Source organism: Blautia sp. DFI.6.71, from assembly GCF_020593585.1.
GTDB classification, from domain to species: Bacteria; Bacillota; Clostridia; order Lachnospirales; family Lachnospiraceae; genus Blautia_A; species Blautia_A wexlerae.
The window spans coordinates 18,692-42,764 of record NZ_JAJDMJ010000012.1; the positions used below are offsets into that span (position 1 = coordinate 18,692).

At 42.2% G+C, this 24,073-nt stretch carries 18 protein-coding genes; 2 read left to right on the top strand and 16 right to left on the bottom strand.

Features of this window, described 5'->3' with window-relative positions; translation table 11 throughout:
- Nucleotides 1-159: 159 nt before the first annotated feature.
- The 4 genes from LJE12_RS07375 to LJE12_RS07390 all read right to left on the bottom strand — a co-directional run bounded on the left by LJE12_RS07375 (nt 160) and on the right by LJE12_RS07390 (nt 3,884).
- Nucleotides 160-1,770 (bottom strand): glutathione ABC transporter substrate-binding protein, encoded by a 1,611-nt coding sequence (locus tag LJE12_RS07375; RefSeq protein WP_022380018.1) that lies wholly within the window; start codon nt 1,768-1,770, stop codon nt 160-162.
- Nucleotides 1,771-2,161: 391 nt separating this feature from the next.
- Nucleotides 2,162-3,022, bottom strand: a complete 861-nt coding sequence (locus tag LJE12_RS07380) for a mechanosensitive ion channel family protein (RefSeq protein ID WP_008706292.1) — start codon at nt 3,020-3,022, stop codon at nt 2,162-2,164.
- A 306-nt stretch (nt 3,023-3,328) separates the two neighbouring features.
- Nucleotides 3,329-3,622 carry a DUF1294 domain-containing protein gene (locus LJE12_RS07385; protein ID WP_044996436.1) on the bottom strand — a complete coding sequence of 98 codons (294 nt, stop codon included), beginning with the start codon at nt 3,620-3,622 and terminating at the stop codon, nt 3,329-3,331.
- Between the two features lie 28 nt (nt 3,623-3,650).
- Complete coding sequence (locus tag LJE12_RS07390) at nt 3,651-3,884, bottom strand: HPr family phosphocarrier protein (protein ID WP_025578847.1); 234 nt, start codon at nt 3,882-3,884, stop codon at nt 3,651-3,653.
- A 163-nt stretch (nt 3,885-4,047) separates the two neighbouring features.
- Here LJE12_RS07390 and LJE12_RS07395 point away from each other — a divergent pair, with 163 nt between their 5' ends.
- Nucleotides 4,048-4,941 (top strand): LysR family transcriptional regulator, encoded by an 894-nt coding sequence (locus tag LJE12_RS07395; RefSeq protein ID WP_008706289.1) that lies wholly within the window; start codon nt 4,048-4,050, stop codon nt 4,939-4,941.
- Nucleotides 4,942-5,028: 87 nt separating this feature from the next.
- Here LJE12_RS07395 and LJE12_RS07400 read toward each other — a convergent pair whose 3' ends face one another.
- The 8 genes from LJE12_RS07400 to dapF all read right to left on the bottom strand — a co-directional run bounded on the left by LJE12_RS07400 (nt 5,029) and on the right by dapF (nt 15,319).
- Complete coding sequence (locus tag LJE12_RS07400) at nt 5,029-7,188, bottom strand: Tex family protein (protein WP_008706288.1); 2,160 nt, start codon at nt 7,186-7,188, stop codon at nt 5,029-5,031.
- A gap of 323 nt (nt 7,189-7,511) precedes the next feature.
- Entirely contained in the window at nt 7,512-8,792 is a 1,281-nt protein-coding gene (locus LJE12_RS07405; RefSeq protein WP_227226599.1) for a M28 family metallopeptidase, read from the bottom strand.
- A 106-nt stretch (nt 8,793-8,898) separates the two neighbouring features.
- Nucleotides 8,899-9,921: a DUF975 family protein gene (locus LJE12_RS07410; protein WP_227226598.1), complete on the bottom strand. Its 1,023-nt coding sequence runs from the start codon at nt 9,919-9,921 to the stop codon at nt 8,899-8,901.
- Between the two features lie 14 nt (nt 9,922-9,935).
- Nucleotides 9,936-11,144, bottom strand: a complete 1,209-nt coding sequence (locus LJE12_RS07415; protein ID WP_062808119.1) for an aspartate kinase — start codon at nt 11,142-11,144, stop codon at nt 9,936-9,938.
- A 163-nt stretch (nt 11,145-11,307) separates the two neighbouring features.
- Nucleotides 11,308-12,522 carry a homoserine dehydrogenase gene (locus LJE12_RS07420; RefSeq protein WP_008706280.1) on the bottom strand — a complete coding sequence of 405 codons (1,215 nt, stop codon included), beginning with the start codon at nt 12,520-12,522 and terminating at the stop codon, nt 11,308-11,310.
- A gap of 6 nt (nt 12,523-12,528) precedes the next feature.
- On the bottom strand, nt 12,529-12,984 hold the full coding sequence (locus tag LJE12_RS07425) for an ACT domain-containing protein (RefSeq protein WP_008706279.1): 456 nt from the start codon (nt 12,982-12,984) through the stop codon (nt 12,529-12,531).
- Between the two features lie 156 nt (nt 12,985-13,140).
- A protein-coding gene (gene prfB / locus LJE12_RS07430; protein WP_096788358.1) for a peptide chain release factor 2 occupies nt 13,141-14,251 on the bottom strand; the annotation gives its coding sequence in 2 pieces (ribosomal slippage) (nt 13,141-14,175 and nt 14,177-14,251; 1,110 coding nt in all).
- Between the two features lie 219 nt (nt 14,252-14,470).
- Nucleotides 14,471-15,319 (bottom strand): diaminopimelate epimerase, encoded by an 849-nt coding sequence (gene dapF / locus LJE12_RS07435; RefSeq protein ID WP_331466099.1) that lies wholly within the window; start codon nt 15,317-15,319, stop codon nt 14,471-14,473.
- A gap of 675 nt (nt 15,320-15,994) precedes the next feature.
- On the opposite strand from dapF, the gene LJE12_RS07440 reads away from it, so the two are divergent.
- Nucleotides 15,995-16,855: a helix-turn-helix domain-containing protein gene (locus tag LJE12_RS07440; protein ID WP_008706276.1), complete on the top strand. Its 861-nt coding sequence runs from the start codon at nt 15,995-15,997 to the stop codon at nt 16,853-16,855.
- Nucleotides 16,856-16,984: 129 nt separating this feature from the next.
- On the opposite strand, the gene LJE12_RS07445 is transcribed toward LJE12_RS07440, so the two are convergent.
- From LJE12_RS07445 to hpf, 4 genes are all read right to left on the bottom strand, one after another.
- Complete coding sequence (locus LJE12_RS07445) at nt 16,985-18,451, bottom strand: sodium-dependent transporter (RefSeq protein WP_227226596.1); 1,467 nt, start codon at nt 18,449-18,451, stop codon at nt 16,985-16,987.
- Between the two features lie 282 nt (nt 18,452-18,733).
- Nucleotides 18,734-21,310 (bottom strand): preprotein translocase subunit SecA, encoded by a 2,577-nt coding sequence (secA, locus tag LJE12_RS07450; protein ID WP_025578833.1) that lies wholly within the window; start codon nt 21,308-21,310, stop codon nt 18,734-18,736.
- Between the two features lie 384 nt (nt 21,311-21,694).
- On the bottom strand, nt 21,695-23,167 hold the full coding sequence (gene malQ, locus LJE12_RS07455) for a 4-alpha-glucanotransferase (protein WP_008706270.1): 1,473 nt from the start codon (nt 23,165-23,167) through the stop codon (nt 21,695-21,697).
- A 375-nt stretch (nt 23,168-23,542) separates the two neighbouring features.
- Nucleotides 23,543-24,070 (bottom strand): ribosome hibernation-promoting factor, HPF/YfiA family, encoded by a 528-nt coding sequence (gene hpf / locus LJE12_RS07460; protein ID WP_008706266.1) that lies wholly within the window; start codon nt 24,068-24,070, stop codon nt 23,543-23,545.
- Nucleotides 24,071-24,073 lie beyond the last annotated feature (3 nt).

A 24,073-nucleotide genomic window follows, 5' to 3' on the forward strand; every position in this document is an offset into this window, starting at 1 on the left:
TCGGAGAACTGCCATAGTGAATCTTATGGCAGTTCTTCGGTTTGAACATCTTTGTCCTGTATTCACACTGCTGTATCGGCAGTATTTTTATGGAATTGCTGCAATTTCAGATCAGGCCGCCAGATTTATGTTCTTCGCAGCCTGTTCTCAAACAAATTACTACTGTGCTAAAGTTGCATTTGCGAAGTTAAATGCTCCATCCGGAGATACATATACGCCAGACAGATAAGATTTTGTAGAATAGATGATCTGGTCATTGCCAAGGAATAACCATGGGCATGCTTCCCATGCGATCTTCTGAGCATCGCCGTAGTATTTAGCCTGCTCTTCTTCGTTAGCTGTTGCAAGACCTTCGTCCATATCTTTATCAAAATCAGCATCGTTGAAGTATGCTGTGTTTGCACTTGTAGGAGGGCACATTGTGCTGTAAAGCAGGGAACGTAAAGAACCATCCATTGTGAAGTCAGATGCAGACCAGTTTACATACCACATATTGATCTCAGCATCTTCTTTGTCAACATAAATCTTGTCACTTACAGTTGCAGGCTCCATTGGCTGAACGTCAACTTCGATACCGATCTGAGCAAGCTGCTGGGAAATAAATGTCATACCTTTGATTTCCTGTGTTGTGTTATCGCCCCACAGAGTAAGTTTGAATCCGTCTTCGTATCCGGCTTCTTTCATAAGTTCTTTTGCTTTGTCTACATCATATGTGTAAGCTTCCTGCTCTTCATATCCGCCGATGATAGATGGAACTACAGATGTAGCCGGTTTTCCGTATCCGGAATACATTAACTGGATGTATGCATCTTTGTCAATCGCATAGTTCATAGCCTGACGTACTTTTACATCAGAAAGCTGTTCCAGATCCATGTTCAGAGTTACATATCTCATGATGTTAGAGTCTGTTGTAAGGATATTTACATCGTCTGTTCCTTTGATTGCTTCGATCTGGTCAGACGGTGTAGGATAGATGAAGTCTGCTTCACCTGTCTGAAGCATAGCTGTACGTGCACCTGCTTCCGGAACCTCTTTGATTGTTACAGTGTCAACGCCCGGTTTGTCTCCCCAATAATCATCATTGCGCTTAAAGCTTGTGTGGTCTCCCTCTTCCCATTCTGTACATACATATGGGCCGGTTCCGCATGGATGGTTCATGATATCATTGCCATACTCTTCAAGAGCTGCAGGGCTGATGATACAGAACTGTGTCAGACGGTTGATAAATGGTGCCCATGCCTGTGTCAGTTTGATAACCAGTGTGTAATCATCCGGTGTTTCAATGCTGTCTACACGAGGTGTTTCAGATCCGTCTTCGTTAGTTACGATAAATGTTCTTCTTTGGCGAAGGTTGTTGTCTTTGTTAACTACACGATCGTAGTTTGCTTTAACTGCTGCTGCATTGAAGTCTGTTCCGTCCTGGAATTTAACGCCCTGACGAAGTTTGAAAGTATAAGTAAGAGAGTCATCGGAAACTTCCCATGATTCAGCAAGTTTGCCTGTTAATTCCTGGTTCTCATCAAAAGAAACCAGTGTCTCGTATACACCACGTGTAGCAGAGATTGCGTTTGTATCCGGAATGTTTGCCGGATCCATGGAGCTTACGCTTCCTTCGATTGCGATCACCAGATCATTGTCGGATGATTTGGAATCTTCATTTGTGGCTTTGAGAATATAGCCGTCATCATCTGCTGCAAATGCTGTAGCGGACATGGAAACTGTCATTACTCCTGCAAGAGCTGCTGCCATAACTTTTTTGTACATTTTCATAGTTTTCTCTCCTTTTCTTTCTGTACATTGTTACTTAGTTACAATCACGAAGTTAATTTTGGGTACAAAAAAAGTGTTTTTATATTTTTGCGTCTTTGCAATGTATAAAAATCGTGCAGCAATCCATTTACTTACATGCGCCTTTGCATCTTCATAAAAACACTTAGTTGTTTAACTTGACTCCAGTATAGCAATCTGTTGTCCTATTGTCAATTATTTTGTCGTATTTTATATTATTTTGGTGGTATTATACCAATATCTGACAGTGAAATTGGTATAAATCACCATCGTTCAAGGATTATTTATTCTTGTTTGGTATTATTTGGCTATAATCTGTACAAACAATAAATCCTCTAAACCTTATAGTTGGTTCAGAGGACTTATGTTGTTATCATATCTGTTTCTTCACATGAACCTGTAACTGATTGTACGGGATTTCAATTCCGTTTGCATCAAATGCTTCTTTGATCAGTTCATTAAGCCGCCACCTGGCAGGCCAGTATTTCTCCGTAGCCACCCACACACGCAGGCCCATGACCACTGCGCTCTCTCCAAGCTCATCTACAAACACCACCATTCCCTGGTCGTCTTTCGTATCTTCATCATTATGAAGGATTTCTTCTAGGATTGCTTTTGCTTTCTTAATGTCTGAATCATAAGAAATTCCTACTTTGATCTCCAGCTTACGAAGATCTCTGGCAGTTACATTTGTAATAATGCTGCCGGACAGCGTTCCATTTGGGATTACAATGTGTTTGTTATCTATGGAAATCAGAGTTGTATAACAGATTTCTATTTTGTATACAGTTCCTTCGCACCCATTCTGCTGTGCGATAATGATATAATCCCCCACCTGAAATGGTTTGAAGATCAGAAGCATGATCCCGCCTGCGATATTTGCAAGGCCGCCCTGCAATGCAAGACCTACCGTTACACCGGCAGTACCAAGCAGTGCTGCAATAGAAGATTCCTTTACACCAAAATGAGTGGCAATGCTAAATACCAGCAAAATGTAAAGTACAATTCTCAACAGCGACCCTGTAAACTGGATCACACCTTTGTCTACAGACGCACGCTCCATGGACTTCTTTATGAAAGAAACAAACCACTGGATCACTTTGCGCCCGCCCACAAATACCAGCAATGCCATTACTACTTTCAATCCCAGTTTCGTCAAAGCCGGAAGATAGTCTGAAAAATACTGCTTATAGCTGTAATATAAACTTTTTGCCTCCTGAATTTCCTGTTCCAATATTTTTCACCTGCTCTCTTATATTTTGTCATGTATTATTTTTCTGCCCTGCTTTCACTTAACAGGCAGCTTTTCATATAATATCAGGGTTAAAAGATGTCTTTCCCCTGACTTGATATCTACGAATTACTCCGCTGCTTTGCAGATCCCGCAATTCTCATATAAGAGTAGCATAACATACCTCATTCTCTGTAACAATCAATTTTATTCGGGCAAAAAAAGAAAGTGGACAATATATCCGCTTTACTGACACAGGATTTCACGCTCTGATGAGCTAAAATCAATATGCATTATTTATAAGGATTGCTATAAGCGCAGAATAATCCCCTCATTTCCCAAAAACAGAAAATAAATAATTAGTTGAATAATCAGTATCGCCGGAACTCCTGTCTTAAATTTCGGCTTTCTTGTTTTATGATGAAATACCTTCATACCGGCCAGAGCTCCCACCGACCCTCCGATCACCGCCAGAAATATCAGCTGCGCTTCCGGTATGCGCCACTGTCCGGCTTTTGCCCTGCTTTTATCCAAGCCATAGATAAAAAATGTGACTATATTAATGATAATCACATAAATATATAGAAGATTTGTAGATGTCATCTGCACCTGTGAATTCCTTTCTTTAATCTTAACATGCCAGACCTGCGATCACTGATTCAAAATCTTCATCATAGCCATCATATTTAAGTTCCAGAGGTTCTTCCACGCCAAGACTTAATACTCCGAGAATAGATTTGGCATCAATAAAAATTTTTCCTTTAAATACAATATCAATATCAAATGGACATCTGACTGCCGCACTGACCAGTTTCTTTGCTGCCTCCACGTCATTGATCTTAATTGTCTTATTCGCTGTTGTCATATTCGGTAATCTCCCTTTCCTTTTGGTCTCCGTCCTATTGTCAGGACTTTTATATTGATTTTTTGACCCAGTCGTATTATACTGATTCACACATTGATATACAAACGTTATTTTTCTATATCAGATATTCTATTTTTATATAGCATAAGGAGCCGACTGTATCATGATTCTTGATTATTATCGTATTTTTTACTATGTTGCCCAGTATAAGAGTTTTTCCAAAGCAGCCGACGTTATGGGAAACAATCAGCCTAACATTACCCGGTGTATGAATATTCTGGAGAATGAGCTGGGATGTAAACTTTTTATCCGTTCCAATCGCGGAGTACAGCTGACCATTGAAGGAGAAAGACTTTTTGAACATGTATCAATTGCAATAGAACAGCTTGTATCAGGAGAAAATGAACTTCTCAAAGATAAAGGTCTGGAAAGCGGACTTGTAAATATTGGTGCCAGTGAAATCGCACTGCGTTTATTCCTGCTGAACGAACTGGAAGTCTTTCATCACCGTTATCCACATGTAAAGCTGAGGATTTCTAATCATTCCACACCACAGGCAGTTCAGGCACTGGAAAACGGTCTGGTAGACTTTGCAGTAGTTACCACACCTGTCGCTCTGAAAAAACCACTTCAGAGAATTCCCCTCTATTCTTTCCGCGAGATTCTTATAGGCGGAGAGGAATATGCAGAAACAGCTTCCAACAAACACTGTCTTCAGGATCTGCAGGATATCCCTCTGATCGGGATTGCTCCCGGAAGCAGTACAAGAGAATTATATACACAGTATTTTATGCGCCATAATCTTCCCTTCTCACCTGATATGGAAGTGGCAACTACTGACCAGATCTTCCCTATGGTGCAGCACAACCTGGGAATCGGATTCTTCCCTGAAGAGCTTGCTGCTGAACATATTGCTCAGGGGAAAATCGTCCAGATTCCCATTGAAGAGCCTCTTCCTGAACGAAAGATCTGTCTGATCCGCAATGTAAAAAGGCCACAGAGCATTGCAGCACGCAGCCTTGAAGAACACCTCACATCACACCGGGAAACAGAATAACTGTTACTGCAGACAGCAGTACCCCCAAAAACAGGGATCACTCCTGCAGATATCCGGTCTGCAGTGGTAATCCCTGTTTTATTGATGTTATTTATTTAATCCTTTCATGGATAAGCTGATACGTTTTTTCTTCATATCAACTCCGATTACTCTTACATCTACGATATCCCCTACACTCACCGCTTCCAGAGGATGTTTGATAAATCTCTCTGTCATCTCGGAAATGTGCACCAGACCGTCCTGATGTACACCGATATCTACAAATGCACCGAAATCAATAACATTACGGACAGTTCCCTTCAGCACCATTCCTTCTTTCAGATCTTTCATTTCAAGAACGTCTGAACGAAGGATCGGTTTCGGCATGTCATCACGAGGATCACGGGCCGGTTTCTCCAGTTCCTTTACAATATCACGAAGTGTGATCTCACCGATTCCCAGTTCTGCTGCCATTTTCTTATAGTCTTTTACCTGCAGGGAAAGTCCAAGGAGATTTCCTGCCACAACATCATTTGGCTTATATCCAAGTTTTGAAAGAAGTGCAGATGCTGCTTCATAGCTTTCAGGATGTACACTTGTTGCATCCAGAGGATTCTTTCCACCGGAAATACGCATGAAACCTGCACACTGTTCAAATGCCTTCGGTCCTAGTTTCGCTACTTTGAGAAGTTCTTTTCTGTCTGTAAACTGACCGTTCTCTTCTCTGTAAGCTACGATATTTTTGGCAATTGCTTTGCTGATACCGGAAATATACTCAAGCAGAGATGCAGATGCTGTATTTAAATCTACACCAACTTTATTTACACTGTCTTCTACAACGCCGCTTAATGCTTCATCCAGTTTCTTCTGGTTCATATCATGCTGATACTGACCCACACCGATAGATTTCGGATCGATCTTAACCAGTTCTGCAAGCGGATCCTGTACACGTCTTGCAATGGAAGCTGCACTTCTCTGTCCTACATCAAAGTTCGGGAATTCCTCTGTAGCCAGTTTGCTTGCAGAATACACAGATGCTCCTGCCTCATTTGTGATAACATACTGCACCTTTTTTTCCGGGATTTCTTTGAGCATATCTACGATCACCTGCTCGGATTCACGACATGCTGTACCGTTTCCTACTGAAATAAGGGATACACCGTATTTTTCGATCATACCTTCCACTGTATCCTTGGCAGCACGGATCTTTTTCTCAGTAGTCGGAGCTGTGGGATAAACAACTGTTGTATCCAGAACTTTACCTGTTGCATCTACAACTGCCAGCTTACAGCCTGTACGGAACGCAGGGTCCCATCCAAGTACGACTTTGCCAGCGATTGGAGGCTGCATCAGAAGCTGTTCCAGATTCTTGCCGAATACATGGATCGCGCCGTCTTCTGCCTTATCAGTAAGGTCACTGCGGATTTCTCGCTCGATAGCCGGTCCGATCAGACGTTTGTAACTGTCTTCTACAACTGCTTTCAGAATCGGAGTTGTATTCGGGTTATCTTTTTTGATCACTCTCTTATTCAAATAACGAAGGATGTCTTCCTCCGGTGCATTTACTTTAACAGTGATAAATTTCTCTTTCTCACCACGGTTTAACGCAAGAATACGGTGTCCTGCCAGTTTCCTGACCGGCTCCTCGAATTCATAATACATCTCATATACGGACTGAGTTTCCGCATTCTTTGCTGTGGAAGAAATACTTCCGTTCTTTGTTGTCAGGTTACGGATGTAGATACGATAGTCTGCTTCATCGGAAATACGCTCTGCAATAATATCTTTAGCTCCATTCAATGCTTCTGCAACATTCTTAACACCCTTTTCTTCGGAGACATACGCCCTGGCTTCCTCTTCTACCGGCTTGTCTGTCATCTGCAGAAGAATGATATCTGCCAGTGGTTCCAGACCTTTCTCTTTGGCAATTGTCGCACGGGTACGACGTTTCGGGCGATATGGTCTGTATAAGTCCTCTACTACAACCAGTGTCTGGGCATCCAGAATCTGTTTCTTCAGTTCCTCAGTCAGCTTGCCCTGGTCTTCGATGCTCTTTAATACCTGATTCTTCTTATCTTCCAGATTTCTCAGATACGTCAGTCTCTCAAAGAGTGCACGAAGCTGCTCATCATTAAGGGAACCTGTTGCTTCTTTTCTGTATCGGGAAATGAATGGGATGGTGTTGCCTTCGTCAATTAATTTGACTGCGGCTTCTACCTGCCATTTCTCCACCTTCAATTCCTGTGTGATTACCTGAATAATATCCATTATTTGTTTCTCTCCTCTTGTTGCTTGTGTGCCAACAAGTTGATTTCTCGAACAATCTTGCGTCTAAATTTCTTATTTCCGCGTTGTCGTCGGTCGCCGTAGCCACCGCTACGCCTCCTTCCTCCGCCTTGAAATAAAAAAATTTATCCTGCAAGATTGTTTCAAGAATCAACTTGTCGGCACGCTTGTCAGAATTCAGATTGATTTTTTATCATCAAAAACGCTCTTGTGATAGGGTATCAATCTGGCAGTGATTTGTCAAGTGCGGGATTTTGGCATACATATGTCAAAATCCCACAGGATAACAGCGTATAAAAAGTAAATTACCCAAAATATTCATTAAGCTGTGCAATAAATTCCTCCGGAACCTTCCGTTCAAACGGAAAGCCTTCAATATTTCCCAGTCTGTCTGCAATATAGCCGAGCAGAACTGCACTTCTCTCCAATGACCAGTCTGACAGCAGTGCAATGGTGTCGTGACGGGTATGCATGCCAAACCCATCTCTGTTCAGAGTCATTGCAGGGATTCCTTTCCATGCAAAAGCATTGGAATCACTTCCCCATATCTGATTCTTCGTTGACATTCCGATACCGATTTCATGAGCCATATATGTGAGTATACTGCAGACAGACGCATCACCGGTGACCCCTGCTACAGTTCCGCCTACAAGCTGTCCGGCAAGATCTACATTCATGTTAAAACGATGTGCCGAAAGTTCATTTTCATGAATTTTGATATAATTCTGACTTCCCAGCAGACCTTTCTCTTCTGCGCCAAACCATATGAATTCCATTGTTCTGCGTGGTCTGTGTGCATGGAAATATCTGCACAGTTCCATAATGATCGCTGCTCCGGACATATTATCATACGCCCCCGGTCCCTCCGGAACAGAATCATAATGTGCAGTCAGAGTCAGGATTTCCTCTGCCTTATCTGTCCCCTCGATACGTGCCACTACATTACGGGATGTACGTGTTACTATCTCCTGCTCTACAGATAAACATACCTGAGATGCACCTTTCGTCACCAGTTCGATGGCATCTTTGTAATGAATGCTTACGCCAGGAATCCTGTTATCATAATTGACAGCTTCTCTTCCTGCTTCTTTTTTCTCTTCTCCCGGCAGATTCTTTGGCAGAGCGTATGCACGTGGAACCAGATCCACGCCTCCATCTAACGGAGAACCTGCAATACTGATGAATCCCACAGCACCGGCTTTCACCAGCTTCCGGTACATATCTTTTCTCACTGGATCATTTACCATAACAATCTTTCCGCTGACATGTGCAAGGCTGATATCATCACCGTTCTCTGCATACGCAAATGGTGCTTCCAGCCCGTCCTCTGCTGTGTTTCCGCATCTTCCATATCCGGTTACTGTGTATTCTTTTGTGTATGGCTCTGTTACTTTCAGCTTTGCTTTTTTTATCTGAAAGGTATCAAAAGAAAATTCTTCCAGATGACTCTCCACGCCAAAACTGTCCAGAGTTTTCTGAATCCTTTCTACTGCTTTTTCTTCTCCTGCAGTTCCTGCCTCTCTGATATAATCAAAATCTGCCAAAAATTCCAATTGACGCTTTCCACTGATCTCATTTGTATTCATAATCGTAAAAACCCTTTCTCTTTTCTTGAATTGCTATAGAAAAGACCTTTTTCTTCTGATAACGTATATCATAGCAAAAAGGTCTTCAATTTAATAAACTGTATTTTTATTTCAGACTGTCAAAATATTCATCCCATGGTTTCGGTTCGTTGTCTTCTTCCTCTTCTTTTGGTGATGAATCATTCTGCTCTTTTTTATCATCCATATCTGTCTGAACATTCTGTATTTCTGTGCTGTCCGTAATATTCTGTTCATCTTCGTTTTCATAAGAAACCGGTTCTTCCGGCATACGCCAGAACTGCTGCGGATGCGTCTGTTCTTCCTGTGGCTGTTCACTCTGTGAATGGCTGTCAAACATGGGATTCACATAGTCTCGTGCTGCACGTTCTTCTTCCTCTTTCTGCACTTTAAGCTCCCCTGTCAGATCACGATAGAACATTACTTCTGTCATAGCCATATATGGAAATATCCACAAGAGTGCAATATAGAATGTAAAAACAGAAAGAAACATCAATGGGATAAAGCTTATCTTCAGCATCAGATATCTTCCGAAGTTTCCATGCATCATCTCCAGACTCTCTTTCATAGCCTCTGTACTTTTCAATTCCGGCTTATCTGCCAGAATATAATAAGTCATCTCCAGAGGAATAACCAGAATCTGATAAACAATCATTCCAACGATCATCAGAACAACACCTGTATACAGCCAGGTGATCAGCACCTCCACAGAAGCATCTTCACCCGGAAGATTCGCATTACTGTAAATCGTATAGGGCAGCATGGTAAGCAGATTCAGTACTGCCATAAAAAATCCGGCAACGATCACTCTGTCCGGGTGATGTCTGTAAAAATAAAACAGCTCATTCAATGAATATGCTTTCCCTCTGGCAATATTCAGATACATATAATTCATACCTGCCGCTACCACATTGATCAGCAGAGTCAGAATAAATGTAAATGCATACGACAACACAATATCAATTGTTTCCTCTCCCGGAAATAAAGCCGAGGATATCATGCTGCTGATCAGAGCCAGTGCCTGAACTGCAACAAATGCCAGAATCAGTATCCCATATTTTCCTGACATGGCCTGCTTCGCATAGTTTTTTAATTCACGTCTCGATGTCATGTAATTCTCCTAAATCAGTCTGCCAGACCAAAGGCATCATGTACTGCATTCATTGCGCGCACGCCGTCCTTTTCATTGATCAGAACTGTCACACGAATCTCGGATGTAGAGATCATGTTGATGTTTACGCCCTCATTATAGAGGCTCTCAAACATCTTTGCAGCTACTCCGGGATTACTCATCATTCCTGCACCTACGATGGAAAGCTTCGCAATATTTCTCTCAGAATGAAGCTCTGCAAATCCAAGTCTTGCCTGATTTGCATCCAGAACTGCAACTGCATCATCCAGATCATTTCCATCGACTGTGAAGGAAATGTCCTTTCTGCCCGCACGTCCGATAGACTGCAGGATCACATCTACATTAATATTCTTCTTCGCAAGGGTATCAAATAATTTAAAAGCTACACCCGGCTCATCCTTTAATCCGATTACCGCAATTCTCACTGCATCTGTATCCAGCGCAACACCGCTGATCAACATTCTCTCCACTGTAACTTCCTCCTTTACCACAGTTCCTTCACTGTTGTTTAAACTTGAACGTACCACAAGCGGCACGCCATATTTCTTCGCCATCTCCACAGAACGGTTGTGAAGCACACCTGCCCCGAGAGTCGCAAGGTCAAGCATTTCATCGTAAGTGATCTCTTTGAGCTTTCTTGCTTTCGGAACCTTACGCGGATCTGCTGTGTAAACACCATCTACATCTGTATAGATTTCACAGGCATCTGCATGAAGAGCAGCCGCAAGAGCAACCGCTGTTGTGTCAGAACCGCCTCTTCCAAGAGTCGTATAATCATCATACTTGTCAACTCCCTGAAAGCCGGTAACTATTACAATCTTTTTGCTGTCCAGCTCTCTTCTGATACGCTCTGTATCAATTCTTTTTAAACGTGCATTTCCATGACTGCTTGTCGTATGCATGGAAACCTGAAAAGCATTCAGGGAAACCGCAGGAACTCCCAGTTTATCCATCGCCATTGCCATCAGTGCAACAGACATCTGTTCTCCGATGGTAAAGAGCATATCCATCTCTCTTTTCGGCGGTTTCTCATTGACATCCCTTGCCATAGTGATCAGTTCATCCGTATATTTCCCCATTGCGGACAGAACGACAACCACGTCATTTCCTTTTCTGTACTCTTCTATACAGCGGTTGGCAACATTAAAGATACGTTCTTTATTTGCAACCGATGTACCGCCAAATTTCTTGACAATCAACATTGTTTTACTTCCTCCATAATAAGTTTACAGGAAAGAGAAGATTCTCATATCTTCCCTTTCCTGTTCTGTTTACAGTAATCACTGTACAAATATTTATCTGAAGTATTGTATCAGTGTCCACCTTATCAGGCACACTATATGATACACGAAATCTGTCAGTTTATCAATCTTTAACTCGAATCTTTGCAAGTACCTGATCTCCGATCTGAGCCAGTTTCTCTTCAAATGCTCCCTGTGTCATTTCATCAGTGATAAATGCACATTCCTGTGGAAGCTGTCCCAGGCTGATGATCTCAACATCACCAAATACCTTCTTCGCTTCTTCTGCTGCTTCTTTTTTGATTCTCACGAAAAACTTTCCTGTCACTTCATCCAGTGGTTTCAGTACTGCCGGAGTGCTGTTCCAGTTTGTCACAATGTTAACATGGAGATGTTTTGCGGCATCCACAATATCACCAACTACAGCACTTGCTGTAGGCAGTTTACCTGCACCGCTTCCATAGAACATGGCATCTCCAAGCATATTTCCATGTACAAATACTGCATTAAACACATCATTTACACTGTAAAGAGGGCTGTTCTGGCCGAGCATAAACGGTGCTACCATTGCATAACAGGTTCCATCTGCCAGTCTGCGGCTGGTTCCAAGAAGTTTGATGGTTCTGCCAAGCTTCGCAGCATACTCCATATCTTCAGGTGTGATCTTTGTAATTCCCTCTGTATAAATATCTTCAAAATCAAAATATCTCTCATAAGCAAGAGAGGAAAGGATTGCAATCTTACGGCATGCATCGTATCCTTCCACGTCGGCGGTAGGATCTGCCTCTGCATAACCCTTCTGCTGTGCTTCCTTTAATACAGTGTCAAATTCACAGCCTTCTGTGCTCATCTTATAAAGCATGTAGTTGGTAGTTCCGTTCAGGATACCTGTTACTTCGTCAATCTCATCTCCTGTAAGGGAAGAATTGATGACACGAATGATCGGGATTCCGCCGCCACAGCTTGCTTCAAATAAGAAGTTAATGCTCTTTTCCTTTGCAATATCCATCAGCTCGCGGCCATGCTTTGCAACCAGAGCCTTATTGGAAGTGCAGACATTTTTTCCTGCCAGAAGTGCCTTCTTTACAAAAGTATAAGCAGGCTCCACACCGCCCATAACCTCTACTACAATATCTACTTCCGGATCACTGACGATCTGTTCATAATCATGGACCAGAACCTTCTCTACCGGCTGTCCCGGAAAATCACGAAGATCCAGAACATATTTTACATGAAGTTCCTGTCCGGCACGTCTGGAAATGCTCTCTTTATTTTCATTTAATACTTCAAATACACCGCTTCCAACTGTGCCATATCCTAAAATTGCTACATTGATCATTTTCTTTTACTCCCTGCCTAATATTTTCAGATAATGAATTCCTTCATTCTGTTCAATCGTCTCTACCATTGCTTCTGCATCCCCCTCGCCCGGAAGAATGTCCACACTCAGAGTAAGTGTGGCAATCCCATTGATAGGAATACTCTGATGAATGGTGAGAATGTTTCCATGAAACCGTGCAATCGTCTGCAGGACAACCGACAAAAGCCCCGGTTCATCGTCCATCTGGATAATAAAGGTGATCGTCTTTCCCCTTGTCTCTTCATGAAATGGAAAAATATCATCTTTGTATTTGTAGAAAGAGCTTCTGCTGATTCCTGTGCGCTCTGCTGCATCCTGTACAGTGTCCACTTTGCCGGAGTCCAGAAGCTTCTTTGCCTCCACCACCTTCAGCAGGACTTCCGGAACTGCTCGTTCCCTCACTACAAAATATTTCTTTTTCTCTGTTACTGGTTTCTGCATATCAATTTACCTGTCCGTTCTTTAAAGACATTTGTTTTTACACACTGGATATATTATCACACCACACAAAAATACGCAAGAAATATCTTCTGCAGAATCATTATGGCGCACACACGAAAAAGGCTGTCCTGATTTCAGACAGCCTTTTTTATTCTTTTATTTCTTCAGTGCGATCCATTTCAGATATGCATTGATGAAAATGTCAATTCCTCCGTCAAGCACTGCATCCACATTTCCGGTCTCCTCGTTTGTACGATGATCCTTTACCATGGTATATGGCTGCATAACATAAGAACGAATCTGATTTCCCCATCCGATATCTGTCACCTCACCGCGGATACCGGAGAGTTTTTCCTCTGCCTCCTGCTGCTTGAGAAGATACAGCTTGGCTTTCAGCATCTGCATGGCTTTATCTTTATTCATGTGCTGAGAACGTTCATTCTGACACTGTACCACGATTCCGGTAGGATAATGTGTGATACGGATGGCAGATGATGTCTTGTTGATATGCTGACCGCCGGCACCACTGCTTCGATAAGTATCAATACGGATCTCATCGTCATTGATCTCTACATCCAGATCCTTCTTGATATCCGGCATAACATCACAGGATACAAAAGATGTCTGTCGCTTACCTGCTGCATTGAAAGGAGAAATACGCACCAGACGGTGAACTCCCTTCTCTGATTTCAGATAACCGTAAGCATTTGTTCCGTTTACCTGGAAAGTAACCGATTTGATACCTGCCTCATCGCCGTCCAGATAATCCAACACTTCCAGGGTAAATCCTTTCTTATCTGCCCAGCGGCTGTACATACGGTAAAGCATACCGCACCAGTCACAGGCCTCTGTTCCGCCTGCACCTGCATTCAGCTTAATGATAGCATTCTCACTGTCATATTCTCCGGAAAGAAGTGTCTTGATACGGATATTGTCAAAATCCTTCTGAAACTCATCCAGCATTTCCTGAATCTCAGGAATCAGTGCAGGATCGTTCTCCTCATATCCCATCTCGATCATGGTTTCCATATCTTCCATCTGTGTAACCAGATTCTGATAGGTCTCCATGTCATCTTTCATGTCTTTTAATTCTTTCATTTTCTTCTGGGAAACTTCTGCATCATCCCAGAAATCAGGCGCTTCCATTTCGCGCTCTAATTCTTCGACCTTCTGCTCTTTGTTAGCCAGGTCAAAGTGAATCCCTCACTTCCACTAATGGTTCTGTATAAGTCGCAAGAATACTCTTGAACTGGTCTAATTCAACCACAGCTTCACCCACTTTCTTATTATAAATATTCTCTGTCGGACTCCCTGTGGATAACCGACTGAATTGCTATAAATTAATTCGTTTAAAATAATAACATATCTTTAATCAAATTACAAACAAAGAATTACCCACAGCGTGAGATGATCATTTATCGTAACAATCATTTCACACTGTGGGTAATCAGACTTTACACTGAATTACGCATAAAGTCTGTGTAATTTATGAGAAGAAGCTCTCTGCAACACTTATATCTGCAATATATCCCACTGTTCCTGTCATATAGATAGTTCCGTCCTCTTCCATATCGATCTGTATCATTCCGCCCGGCTGATTTACATTAATACGGGATTCTACCAGCCCCAGCTTATAGGCTGCCGCTGCTGCCGCACAGCTTCCTGTTCCGGAAGCCTTTGTATATCCGGAACCTCTTTCCCAGATTTCAATCTCCAGATTTCCCTTGTCGACCTGACGGCAAATCTGCAGGTTCATTCTCTCCGGAAATTCATCTGCATTTTCCACATAAGGTCCCAGATTCTTTACAGCTTCTGCACTTACATTGTCTGTAAAAATAATGCAGTGTGGATTACCAACTGTCAGGCAGGTAGCCTTGTATTCTTTTCCATGGAATACGAAATTCTCCTTAATTACTTCACGAACTTCACCGGAAACAGGGATATCGCTGGAAATAAAAGATGGTTTTCCCATGTTTACTTTAAATTCCGTTGCCCGGCTGTTCAGGCATTCCACATGAATCGTGCCTGACATAGTTTCAATGTCAAATTTTTTCTCAGTAATATATTCATTATCCATCAGATATTTGGCAAAAATACGCACGCCGTTTCCACTGATGGCAGATTCACTTCCGTCTGCGTTAAAAATACGCACACCCAATTTCCCATCAATTTCTACCGGTCCATAGAGCACACCGTCAGCGCCAAGCCCAAATCCTCTCTGGCAAAGAAGTGCAATCTTCTTTCCCTGAAGCTGTACCTGATTTTTCTTCGGATCAAGAATCAGATAATCGTTTCCAAGTCCCTGATATTTACTCATAATAATTGTATTTGCCATAACCATATCTCTCCTTCTGATTTATAATCCCGGATACTTCCCGCTTTTGTATCTGCACCGATAATCAATTGTCGGGCAATCTTCCCAACTCACTTCGCCACTTGTCTGAGTCCCCACCCACTGCTTATTGCTCTTCGCAACCTCCGCAGGGGACTTACTTGATTCGGTTAAATTTTGTGTCAGGTAATTTTCTCATATCACATCCTGACTTTATATTCATTATATTTTATTGTTTTTACCATGTATATAGAGTAAAATGCTTAAAACATTGCAAAAAATGCTCTGTAGGTATTACAAAAAAGACCATTATATCAGTTCTCTGATATAACAGTCTTGCAACAACATCACTCCTCTCTGTTCAGTTTTCTATTTCTTTACCCTATTTCGAAATAGTTACAAAGTTTTTACGATTACTTTGTAATTGTATGATACTATTATCGTGTAATAATGTCAATATCTTTGTAGCATATTTTCTCAGAAATTATAAAATATATTCGTTACTATTTGTTACATTCTTAGTAATAATTGTACATTTGCGCATTAAATGATATGATTATACCATGAATCAAACTTTTCCCTCCGCTTATTGCTTTCCACTGCTTATTTCTTTTCACAATCTCCACCGGGGACTTGCTTGATTCGATTAAATAATCATTGCAGATATCGGAGGCAGATATGTTATTATCAGAACAGTTCTATCAGACAGAAAAAACAGGATACCTGAACGAACAATTCCGACTTTTTCATCTTAAAGACCAGACCAGAAAGGAATTCTCTTACCATTATCATGATTTTCACAAGGTAGTTATCTTCATCTCCGGCAAAGCTGCTTATCATATAGAAGGAAAAGCTTATCAACTGAAACCATGGGACATTCTTCTGGTAAACCGCCATGCCATCCACCGCCCGGAGATTGATCCATCTGTTCCATATGAACGTTTTATTCTCTGGATCCAAAACGATATTCCCTGGCAGGAACTGCTGAAATGCTTCCAGAAAGCAAATGACCGAAGCTATAATCTGGTACGTCTGAATTCTGCTCTTCAGGAAAAGATGAAAGACATCCTGTTTGAACTGGAAAATTCTGCAAAATCCGATGAATATGGAAGGGAAATCCTGACACAGTCACTTTTTCTTCAGTTTATGGTTTATCTGAACCGTATCTTTCTGGAAAAGCAGTACATTTTTGATAAAAAATCCTACACCTTTGACTCGCAGATTGCCAGTATCCTTCAGTATATCAACCACAATCTGAAAGAAGATCTGTCTGTAGAAACGCTTTCTGCCAGATATTATGTAAGCAAGTACCATCTGATGCGGAAGTTCAAACAAGAAACCGGCTATACCCTTCATAATTATATTGTAAACAAGCGGCTTCTTATGGCACGTACTCTGATCTCAAATGGAATGCCTGTGACAAAAGCAGCACAGGAAAGCGGGTTCGCAGAATACAGCACTTTTTCCCGGGCATACCGTAAACAGTTCAAAACCAACCCCAGCGAAGAACTGCCTCATTATAGCAATCCTCTAAAATAATGCATCCACTACCTTTACACAACAATTCCACAACAAAAAAAAGATGTAACCATGTCTGAAAGAATCTTTCTTCTCAGACATAATTACATCTTTTATTGTTCTCAGGTCGGGCAGATATTTGCGCTCCGCTTACTGTTTCACTTTCTTCTTCGCTGTCGCACAGTAGAATACGAATCCCAGCAGTACCAGTGCCACGATCATCCATCCGGCCAGTGCTGCTGTTCCCAGACCTGCAAATTTATCATAGTAACCTTTCAGATAGATCACAATGATAATCGCCGGAATTCCACAGGCAACATAATTTTTCAGACATTTCGGGAATTTCATGCCTGTACCGGCATTCACCTCTGCAATGAAATTGTCCCATCCCCATCCGTTCTTTCTGGTACAAAACAGAAGGTAACCAAGACTTCCAAGAGGAAGAAGGTTATTAGAAACAATAAAGTCTTCCAGATCCATGATGTTGCTTCCATCTCCGAATGGCTGGAATCCGGAAAGTACATTGAATCCAAGCACACATGGAATACTTAAGATCATAACAAGAACTGCGCAGACAACAACACTCTTTTTACGGTTCCAGCCAAACAGTTCCATATTAAACACGATCAGGTTCTCAAATACAGCAATGATCGTTGAAACCGCAGCAAATGTCAGAAACAGGAAGAACAGACTTCCCCACAAAGCCCCTCCGCTCATCTTTGCAAAAATATTGGGCAGAGTGATAAAGATAAGGCTTGGACCTGCATCCGGCTGGATTCCATAGGAGAAGCATGCCGGAATAATGATAAATCCTGCTGTCAGCGCAACAAAGGTATCGAGTACGGTGATGCTTACCGCCTCTCCGGTAAGGCTTCTGGATTTGTCCAGATAACTTCCGAAGATCAGCATGGCACCAATACCAATAGATAATGTAAAGAATGACTGACTCAATGCCGCAAATACTACATTACCAACTCCTGCTTCCTTAATCTTCTGAAAATCAGGAATCAGATAGAAGCGGATTCCTTCTCCCGCGCCTTCCATCATTATTGAATGAACCGCAAGGATCACCATAATGATAAGCAGTGCACTCATCATTACTTTGGAGATTTTTTCAATACCATTCTGCAATCCCATGAAACAGACTGCAAATCCGATCAGACAGATGATCACCATCCATAACATCATCGTCGGTGCATTTCCCAGCATATCGGAAAAAGACTGTGTTACTGCTTCCGGAGTCGCTCCAACGAAATCTCCCCGCAGACTCTTCACACAATAGTAGATCATCCATCCTCCTACTGTTGTGTAAAACATCATCAGCATATAACATCCAATAATACCAATAAATTTCAATGGCTTCCAGCTGCTTCCTGCAGGTGCCAGTTTGTCAAAACATTTCGCAACACTTGTGTGGCTTCCCCGTCCTACCGCAAATTCTGCTACCAGAACCGGAATACCGAGAATAACCAGAAAACATAAGTAGATCAGGATAAAGGCCGCGCCTCCATATGCCCCGCAGATATACGGAAACTTCCACACGTTTCCAATACCGATGGCACATCCTGCTGACACCAGGATAAAACCAAGGCGTGAGCCGAAAGACTCTCTTTTCATACTGTTTTTCCCCCTTTATGGAATTGTTATGTGACTGTTCATCAATCATAATCACATAGCTGTGGATGTACTGAACAGTTCAGACAGATATTCACAATCTGCCAATTCAACGCGCTAACGTGTTTTTGCGCACGATAAAAGGGCCTCATGATTCAGCCCTTTTATTTTGCAGCAGACATGATCTGCTCACAATGTTCTGTTTACAAAATCATTACTGCCCGCTCTGTAGTAATGAACTCACCACTTACAGAAATGGGAATCTTCTCAACTGAGATAAACGAGTCAGGCCTTATTCTTACGTCCACAGCACTGTTTGTATTTCTTACCGCTTCCACATGGGCAGGGATCGTTCGGATATACTTTGATTTCTTTTCTCTGAACCGGTTTCTTAGGACCGGCACTGTCATCCTTGTTTGTTCCGGTAACTTTAGCTACCTGTTCACGCTCGATCTTCTGCTCTACATGTACATGGTACAGCATACGAAGAGTATCTTCCTGAATGGATGTGATCATCTCGTTGAACATATCAAATGCACTCATTTTATATTCAACAACCGGATCTCTCTGTCCATAAGCAGCAAGTCCGATACCCTGACGAAGGATTTCCATATCATCAATGTGATCCATCCACTTGCTGTCAATGCATTTCAGAAGTACAACTCGCTCTAATTCACGAAGCTGCTCCGGTTCCGGGAACTCTGCTTCTTTTTCTTCATAGAGCTTCACTGCCTCTTCTTTCAGTTCATGTCTGATCTCATCGCGTTTCTTGCCTTTTACACTCTCAGCTGTAAGCGGTCTGATCGGAATGATCGGAGTAAGAACACCGTTAAATTCATTCAGATCCCACTCTTCAGAATCTACATCATCAGAGAAACACATATCAACATAGGTATCCACTGTATCCTGGATCATCTTATAGATTGCTTCACGCATATTCTCACCGTCGAGAACCTGACGACGTTCTTTGTAGATGATCTCACGCTGTTCATTGTTTACCTGATCATAATCAAGAAGATTCTTACGGATACCAAAGTTGTTAAACTCAATCTTCTCCTGAGCTTTCTCAATTGCATTGGAAAGCATCTTGTGCTCAATCTGTTCATTCTCTGCAACACCAAGAGATGTAAAGATCTTCATCAGTCTCTCAGAACCGAACAGACGCATCAGGTCATCTTCCAGGGAAATATAGAAACGGGATTCACCCGGATCTCCCTGACGTCCGGAACGTCCGCGAAGCTGATTATCAATACGTCTGGACTCATGACGTTCTGTACCGATGATCATCAGACCACCTGCATTTCTTGCCACATCATCCAGCTTGATATCTGTACCACGACCAGCCATGTTAGTGGCGATCGTAACTGCTCCTGCCTGACCTGCCTGTGAGACAATCTCTGCCTCAAGTTCATGAAACTTGGCATTCAATACATTATGTTTGATTCCCTGTCTCTTCAGCATACGGCTGAGAAGCTCGGAAGTTTCAATCGTAATGGTACCGACCAGTACAGGCTGCTGTTTCGCATGAGCTTCCACTACAGCATTGACAACTGCGTTGAATTTCTCTTTCTTTGTCATATAAACAGCATCTTCATGGTCAACTCGGATAACCGGTCTGTTAGTCGGGATCTCTACAACGTCCATTGCATAGATATCACGGAATTCTTTCTCCTCTGTGACAGCTGTACCGGTCATACCGCCCTTCTTATCATATTTATTAAAGAAGTTCTGGAAAGTGATGGTTGCCAGAGTCTTGCTCTCACGTTTGATCTTAACATGCTCTTTCGCTTCGATTGCCTGATGAAGACCATCTGAGTAACGGCGTCCCGGCATGATACGTCCGGTGAATTCATCAACAATAAGGATTTCATCATCTTTAACTACATAATCCTGATCCTTATGCATCAGGTTATGGGCGCGAAGTGCAAGTGTAATATTATGCTGGATCTCCAGATTCTCCGGATCTGCCAGGTTTTCAATATGGAAAAATTTCTCAACCTTATGAACGCCCTGCTCTGTAAGGTTTACGATCTTATCTTTTTCATTTACAACGAAGTCACCTGTCTCGATAACTTCTTCACCCATGATGGCTGCCATCTTGGTCATCTCATGGCTGGCTTCACCGCGCTCTAACTGCTGAGCAAGGATATCGCAGGCCTCGTATAACTTGGTTGACTTACCGCTCTGTCCGGAAATGATCAGAGGGGTACGTGCCTCGTCGATAAGAATGGAGTCGACCTCATCGATGATACAGTAGTGCAGATCTCTCTGTACCAGCTGTTCTTTATAGATGACCATGTTGTCACGCAGATAATCGAAACCGAGTTCATTGTTCGTAACATAGGTAACATCACAGTTGTATGCAGCACGACGCTCATCCTGCTTCATATCATTTAAAACAACACCGACTGTCAGGCCAAGAAACTCATGAATCTTTCCCATTTCTTCCGCATCTCGTTTAGCCAGGTAATCGTTGACTGTTACGACATGCACACCTTTGCCTTCCAGTGCATTTAAATATGACGGAAGTGTGGCGACAAGTGTTTTACCTTCACCTGTTCTCATCTCTGCGATACGTCCCTGATGGAGAATGATACCACCGATAAGCTGCACACGGAAATGTTCCATTCCAAGAACACGCTTGCCTGCTTCACGTACAACCGCAAATGCCTCAGGAAGCAGATCATCCAGTGTCTCTCCCTCTTCAAGACGTTTCTTAAATTCTCTTGTTTTTCCTCTGAGTTCTTCGTCGCTTAACTTCTGCATGTCCGGGCGCAGGCTCTCAATTTTCTCAACCAGAGGCATGATACGCTTAACCTCTCGCTGGCTGCGGGTCCCGAATACTTTTGAAAACATATTCATATTAGGTTTTACTCCTGTTTATTTCTTTTTTATACAAGCATTGCTGCCATATAACAATTGCTACTGTGCGGAATAATTTCTGTTCACTCCGTCCATAGCAGACATGTCAGCAGCATGCGAACATTACAAACGCTTACTATAATACACAATACTTGTATATTCTAACACTTTCCGTTATGGAAAACAATGAATTTTTCATGAACAAACCAAGAAAATTACGGAGTCACCAAAATTTACGTTACTGTTCACTCCGTTCACAGTAACGTAGCCAAAATTCATTCCAGATTGCCTGCGGCAATGGAATTTTGGCTTGTATGTCTCGGGATTTTGGCATATTCATACCAAAACACCTCGCGGGATAGTGGTGTGTGAACAGTAACAAATTTATCGCTTTGTATCCACGATCAGTCTGCCAAATTTCTGCAGTTCCTTTTTGGCCTGTATAAAATCCGGTAAATGCCACTCCCAGTTCGGAGAACCAATGGTTCCCGGTGTGTTGATATGGCCCTCTTTTCCAAGTCCAAGAATATCTGCCAACGGAATGATCGCATATTCTGCCTGATTCTGCATGGTATACTGCAGGAATCTGTCCTTGACAGAGCCCTGTGATGCTCCCGCCTTCTTTAACATCCTGCGGATTTTTCTTCTGGCTGCGGCACTCATATTTCCATACCACTGCATGATCGTATCATTGTCATGCGTTCCTGTGTAAAAAATCATGTTTTCCACATCATGGAAGGTATCTCGGGCATATTTTCCACCTGTTTCTATGGAGAAGATCAGGATCTTCATTCCCTTCAGATGATAATGATCTTTCAGCATCAGAACCTCCGGACGAAGCAGCCCCAGATCCTCTGCTACCAGATCTAATCCCGGAATTTCTTTCTGAAGTGTATCAATGACCTCATATCCCGGTGCCTCGATCCATTCACCGTCAATAGCAGTCGGGCAGTCTGCCGGAATTTTCCAGTATGTATCAAATGCCCGGAAATGGTCGATCCTTATAATATCAAACAATTTGTTGCTATAGCCGATTCTGTCCACCCAGAATCTGTAATCCTGTTCCTTCATATGCTCCCAGTCATAGATCGGATTTCCCCATCTCTGCCCTGTAGCACTGAAATAATCAGGCGGTACTCCGGCGATGAAGATCGGACGTCCATCTGTATCAAGAAGAAAGTTATCTTTTCCACCCCATACGTCTACAGAATCCTGTCCCACATAGAAAGGAACATCTCCCATAATCTGGATTCCGGCATCGTTTGCAGCCTTCTTCACCTTCATCCACTGTGTGTAGAAAATATACTGAAGAAACATCTGATACTGTGCCTCTGTCTCCACCTCTGCCGGTAACTTCTGTCTGTTCTCCGGCCAGGTTCTATATTCTTCCGGCCAGTCATTCCAGCATTCTCCGTTATTTGCTTTCTTTAATGCGCGGAACACACCATACTCATATACCCATTCCTGTGAAGCAAATTCTTTATATGCTGTTTCTTCCTGTCCCTTTTTCTCTGTAAAAACATCAAACGCAGTTCTTAAGAAAGGCTCTCTGTACTGGCGGACAGCCTCATAATCTACTCTTGTAGCTCTCTCCTGAAATTCCTTTGGATGTTCCTTTAACAGACCTTCCTCTGCAAGCGCATCAAGACTGATATACAACTCATCCCCTGCACAGGAGGAATATGGCTGGTATGGGGAATTACCATAGCCAACCGGATTCAGTGGCAGTATCTGCCATATCTTTACATGATTCTCCTTTAATAACTCGATAAATTGGAATGCAGATTCTCCAAGTTCTCCGGCACCAATACGGGACGGAAGTGCGGAAACTGGCATTAATACTCCGGCTTTTCTCATGATTTTTGTGCTCCTTCCTTCTTTTTACACTTCTTCATTTATAAAATTTCGGTAACTATTCTTCAGCAATCCATTCCAACAGAACGTTCCACCAGAATATACAAGTCAATATTCCATTGCCGCAGACAATCCGGAATGAATTTCAACTTGTAATTTTTTAACTGCTGATTAGTTACAAATTTCATAATATCTTTTGATATTTTAACATATTTAGGCCACTGCGTCAAAGCATTCCTTATGCGCTAAAGGTATATATTTTTCCTGACAAAAAAGCTCCCTTACAGGAGGCATTTTTTCTCTCTGTAAGGAAGCTTTTCTTTATGAAAACTTTTTTATGGCTGTCTATGTTTCATATTTTTGATCTTATAAGCAGATTTAGAATTCCGGTTCGATCAGACCGTAAGTATTGCCTTTACGTTTGTAAACTACATTTACCTGCTCTGTCTCTGCATTGTAGAATACAAAGAAATTATGTCCGAGCAGTTCCATCTGTACGCATGCATCTTCCGGATACATTGGTTTGATTCCGAATTTCTTGGTACGGATGATCTTAACTTCTTCATCCTCATCGTAGTCCTTGTCCAGATATGCTTTCTGGAAGTTGGCTGCTGCCTGCTGTTTGTCTACGATTTTATTTTTGTACTTGCGAAGCTGACGTTCAATGACTTCCTCTACCAGATCGATTGATACATACATGTCATTGCTTACCTGTTCGGAACGAATGATATTTCCTTTTACAGGGATTGTCACTTCAATTTTCTGTCTTTCTTTTTCAACACTTAAAGTTACTACAACTTCGGTGTCAGGAGTGAAATACCTTTCCAGTTTACTGAGCTTGTCCTGGACTGCTGTCTTAAGACCTTCTGTAACTGTAATATTTTTTCCGCTGATGATAAACTTCATGCT

What these genes read in the sequence shown, in the direction of transcription:
- LJE12_RS07445 (WP_227226596.1), bottom strand. Translation starts at nt 18,451, where the DNA reads ATGAAAAGAGAGTCTTTCGGCTCACGCCTTGGTTTTATCCTGGTGTCA.
- LJE12_RS07375 (WP_022380018.1), bottom strand. Translation starts at nt 1,770, where the DNA reads ATGAAAATGTACAAAAAAGTTATGGCAGCAGCTCTTGCAGGAGTAATG.
- malQ (WP_008706270.1), bottom strand. Translation starts at nt 23,167, where the DNA reads ATGAGAAAAGCCGGAGTATTAATGCCAGTTTCCGCACTTCCGTCCCGT.
- LJE12_RS07405 (WP_227226599.1), bottom strand. Translation starts at nt 8,792, where the DNA reads ATGAATACAAATGAGATCAGTGGAAAGCGTCAATTGGAATTTTTGGCA.
- LJE12_RS07390 (WP_025578847.1), bottom strand. Translation starts at nt 3,884, where the DNA reads ATGACAACAGCGAATAAGACAATTAAGATCAATGACGTGGAGGCAGCA.
- secA (WP_025578833.1), bottom strand. Translation starts at nt 21,310, where the DNA reads ATGAATATGTTTTCAAAAGTATTCGGGACCCGCAGCCAGCGAGAGGTT.
- LJE12_RS07395 (WP_008706289.1), top strand. Translation starts at nt 4,048, where the DNA reads ATGATTCTTGATTATTATCGTATTTTTTACTATGTTGCCCAGTATAAG.
- LJE12_RS07415 (WP_062808119.1), bottom strand. Translation starts at nt 11,144, where the DNA reads ATGTTGATTGTCAAGAAATTTGGCGGTACATCGGTTGCAAATAAAGAA.
- LJE12_RS07400 (WP_008706288.1), bottom strand. Translation starts at nt 7,188, where the DNA reads ATGGATATTATTCAGGTAATCACACAGGAATTGAAGGTGGAGAAATGG.
- dapF (WP_331466099.1), bottom strand. Translation starts at nt 15,319, where the DNA reads ATGGCAAATACAATTATTATGAGTAAATATCAGGGACTTGGAAACGAT.
- LJE12_RS07410 (WP_227226598.1), bottom strand. Translation starts at nt 9,921, where the DNA reads ATGACATCGAGACGTGAATTAAAAAACTATGCGAAGCAGGCCATGTCA.
- LJE12_RS07425 (WP_008706279.1), bottom strand. Translation starts at nt 12,984, where the DNA reads ATGCAGAAACCAGTAACAGAGAAAAAGAAATATTTTGTAGTGAGGGAA.
- LJE12_RS07385 (WP_044996436.1), bottom strand. Translation starts at nt 3,622, where the DNA reads ATGACATCTACAAATCTTCTATATATTTATGTGATTATCATTAATATA.
- LJE12_RS07420 (WP_008706280.1), bottom strand. Translation starts at nt 12,522, where the DNA reads ATGATCAATGTAGCAATTTTAGGATATGGCACAGTTGGAAGCGGTGTA.
- hpf (WP_008706266.1), bottom strand. Translation starts at nt 24,070, where the DNA reads ATGAAGTTTATCATCAGCGGAAAAAATATTACAGTTACAGAAGGTCTT.
- LJE12_RS07440 (WP_008706276.1), top strand. Translation starts at nt 15,995, where the DNA reads ATGTTATTATCAGAACAGTTCTATCAGACAGAAAAAACAGGATACCTG.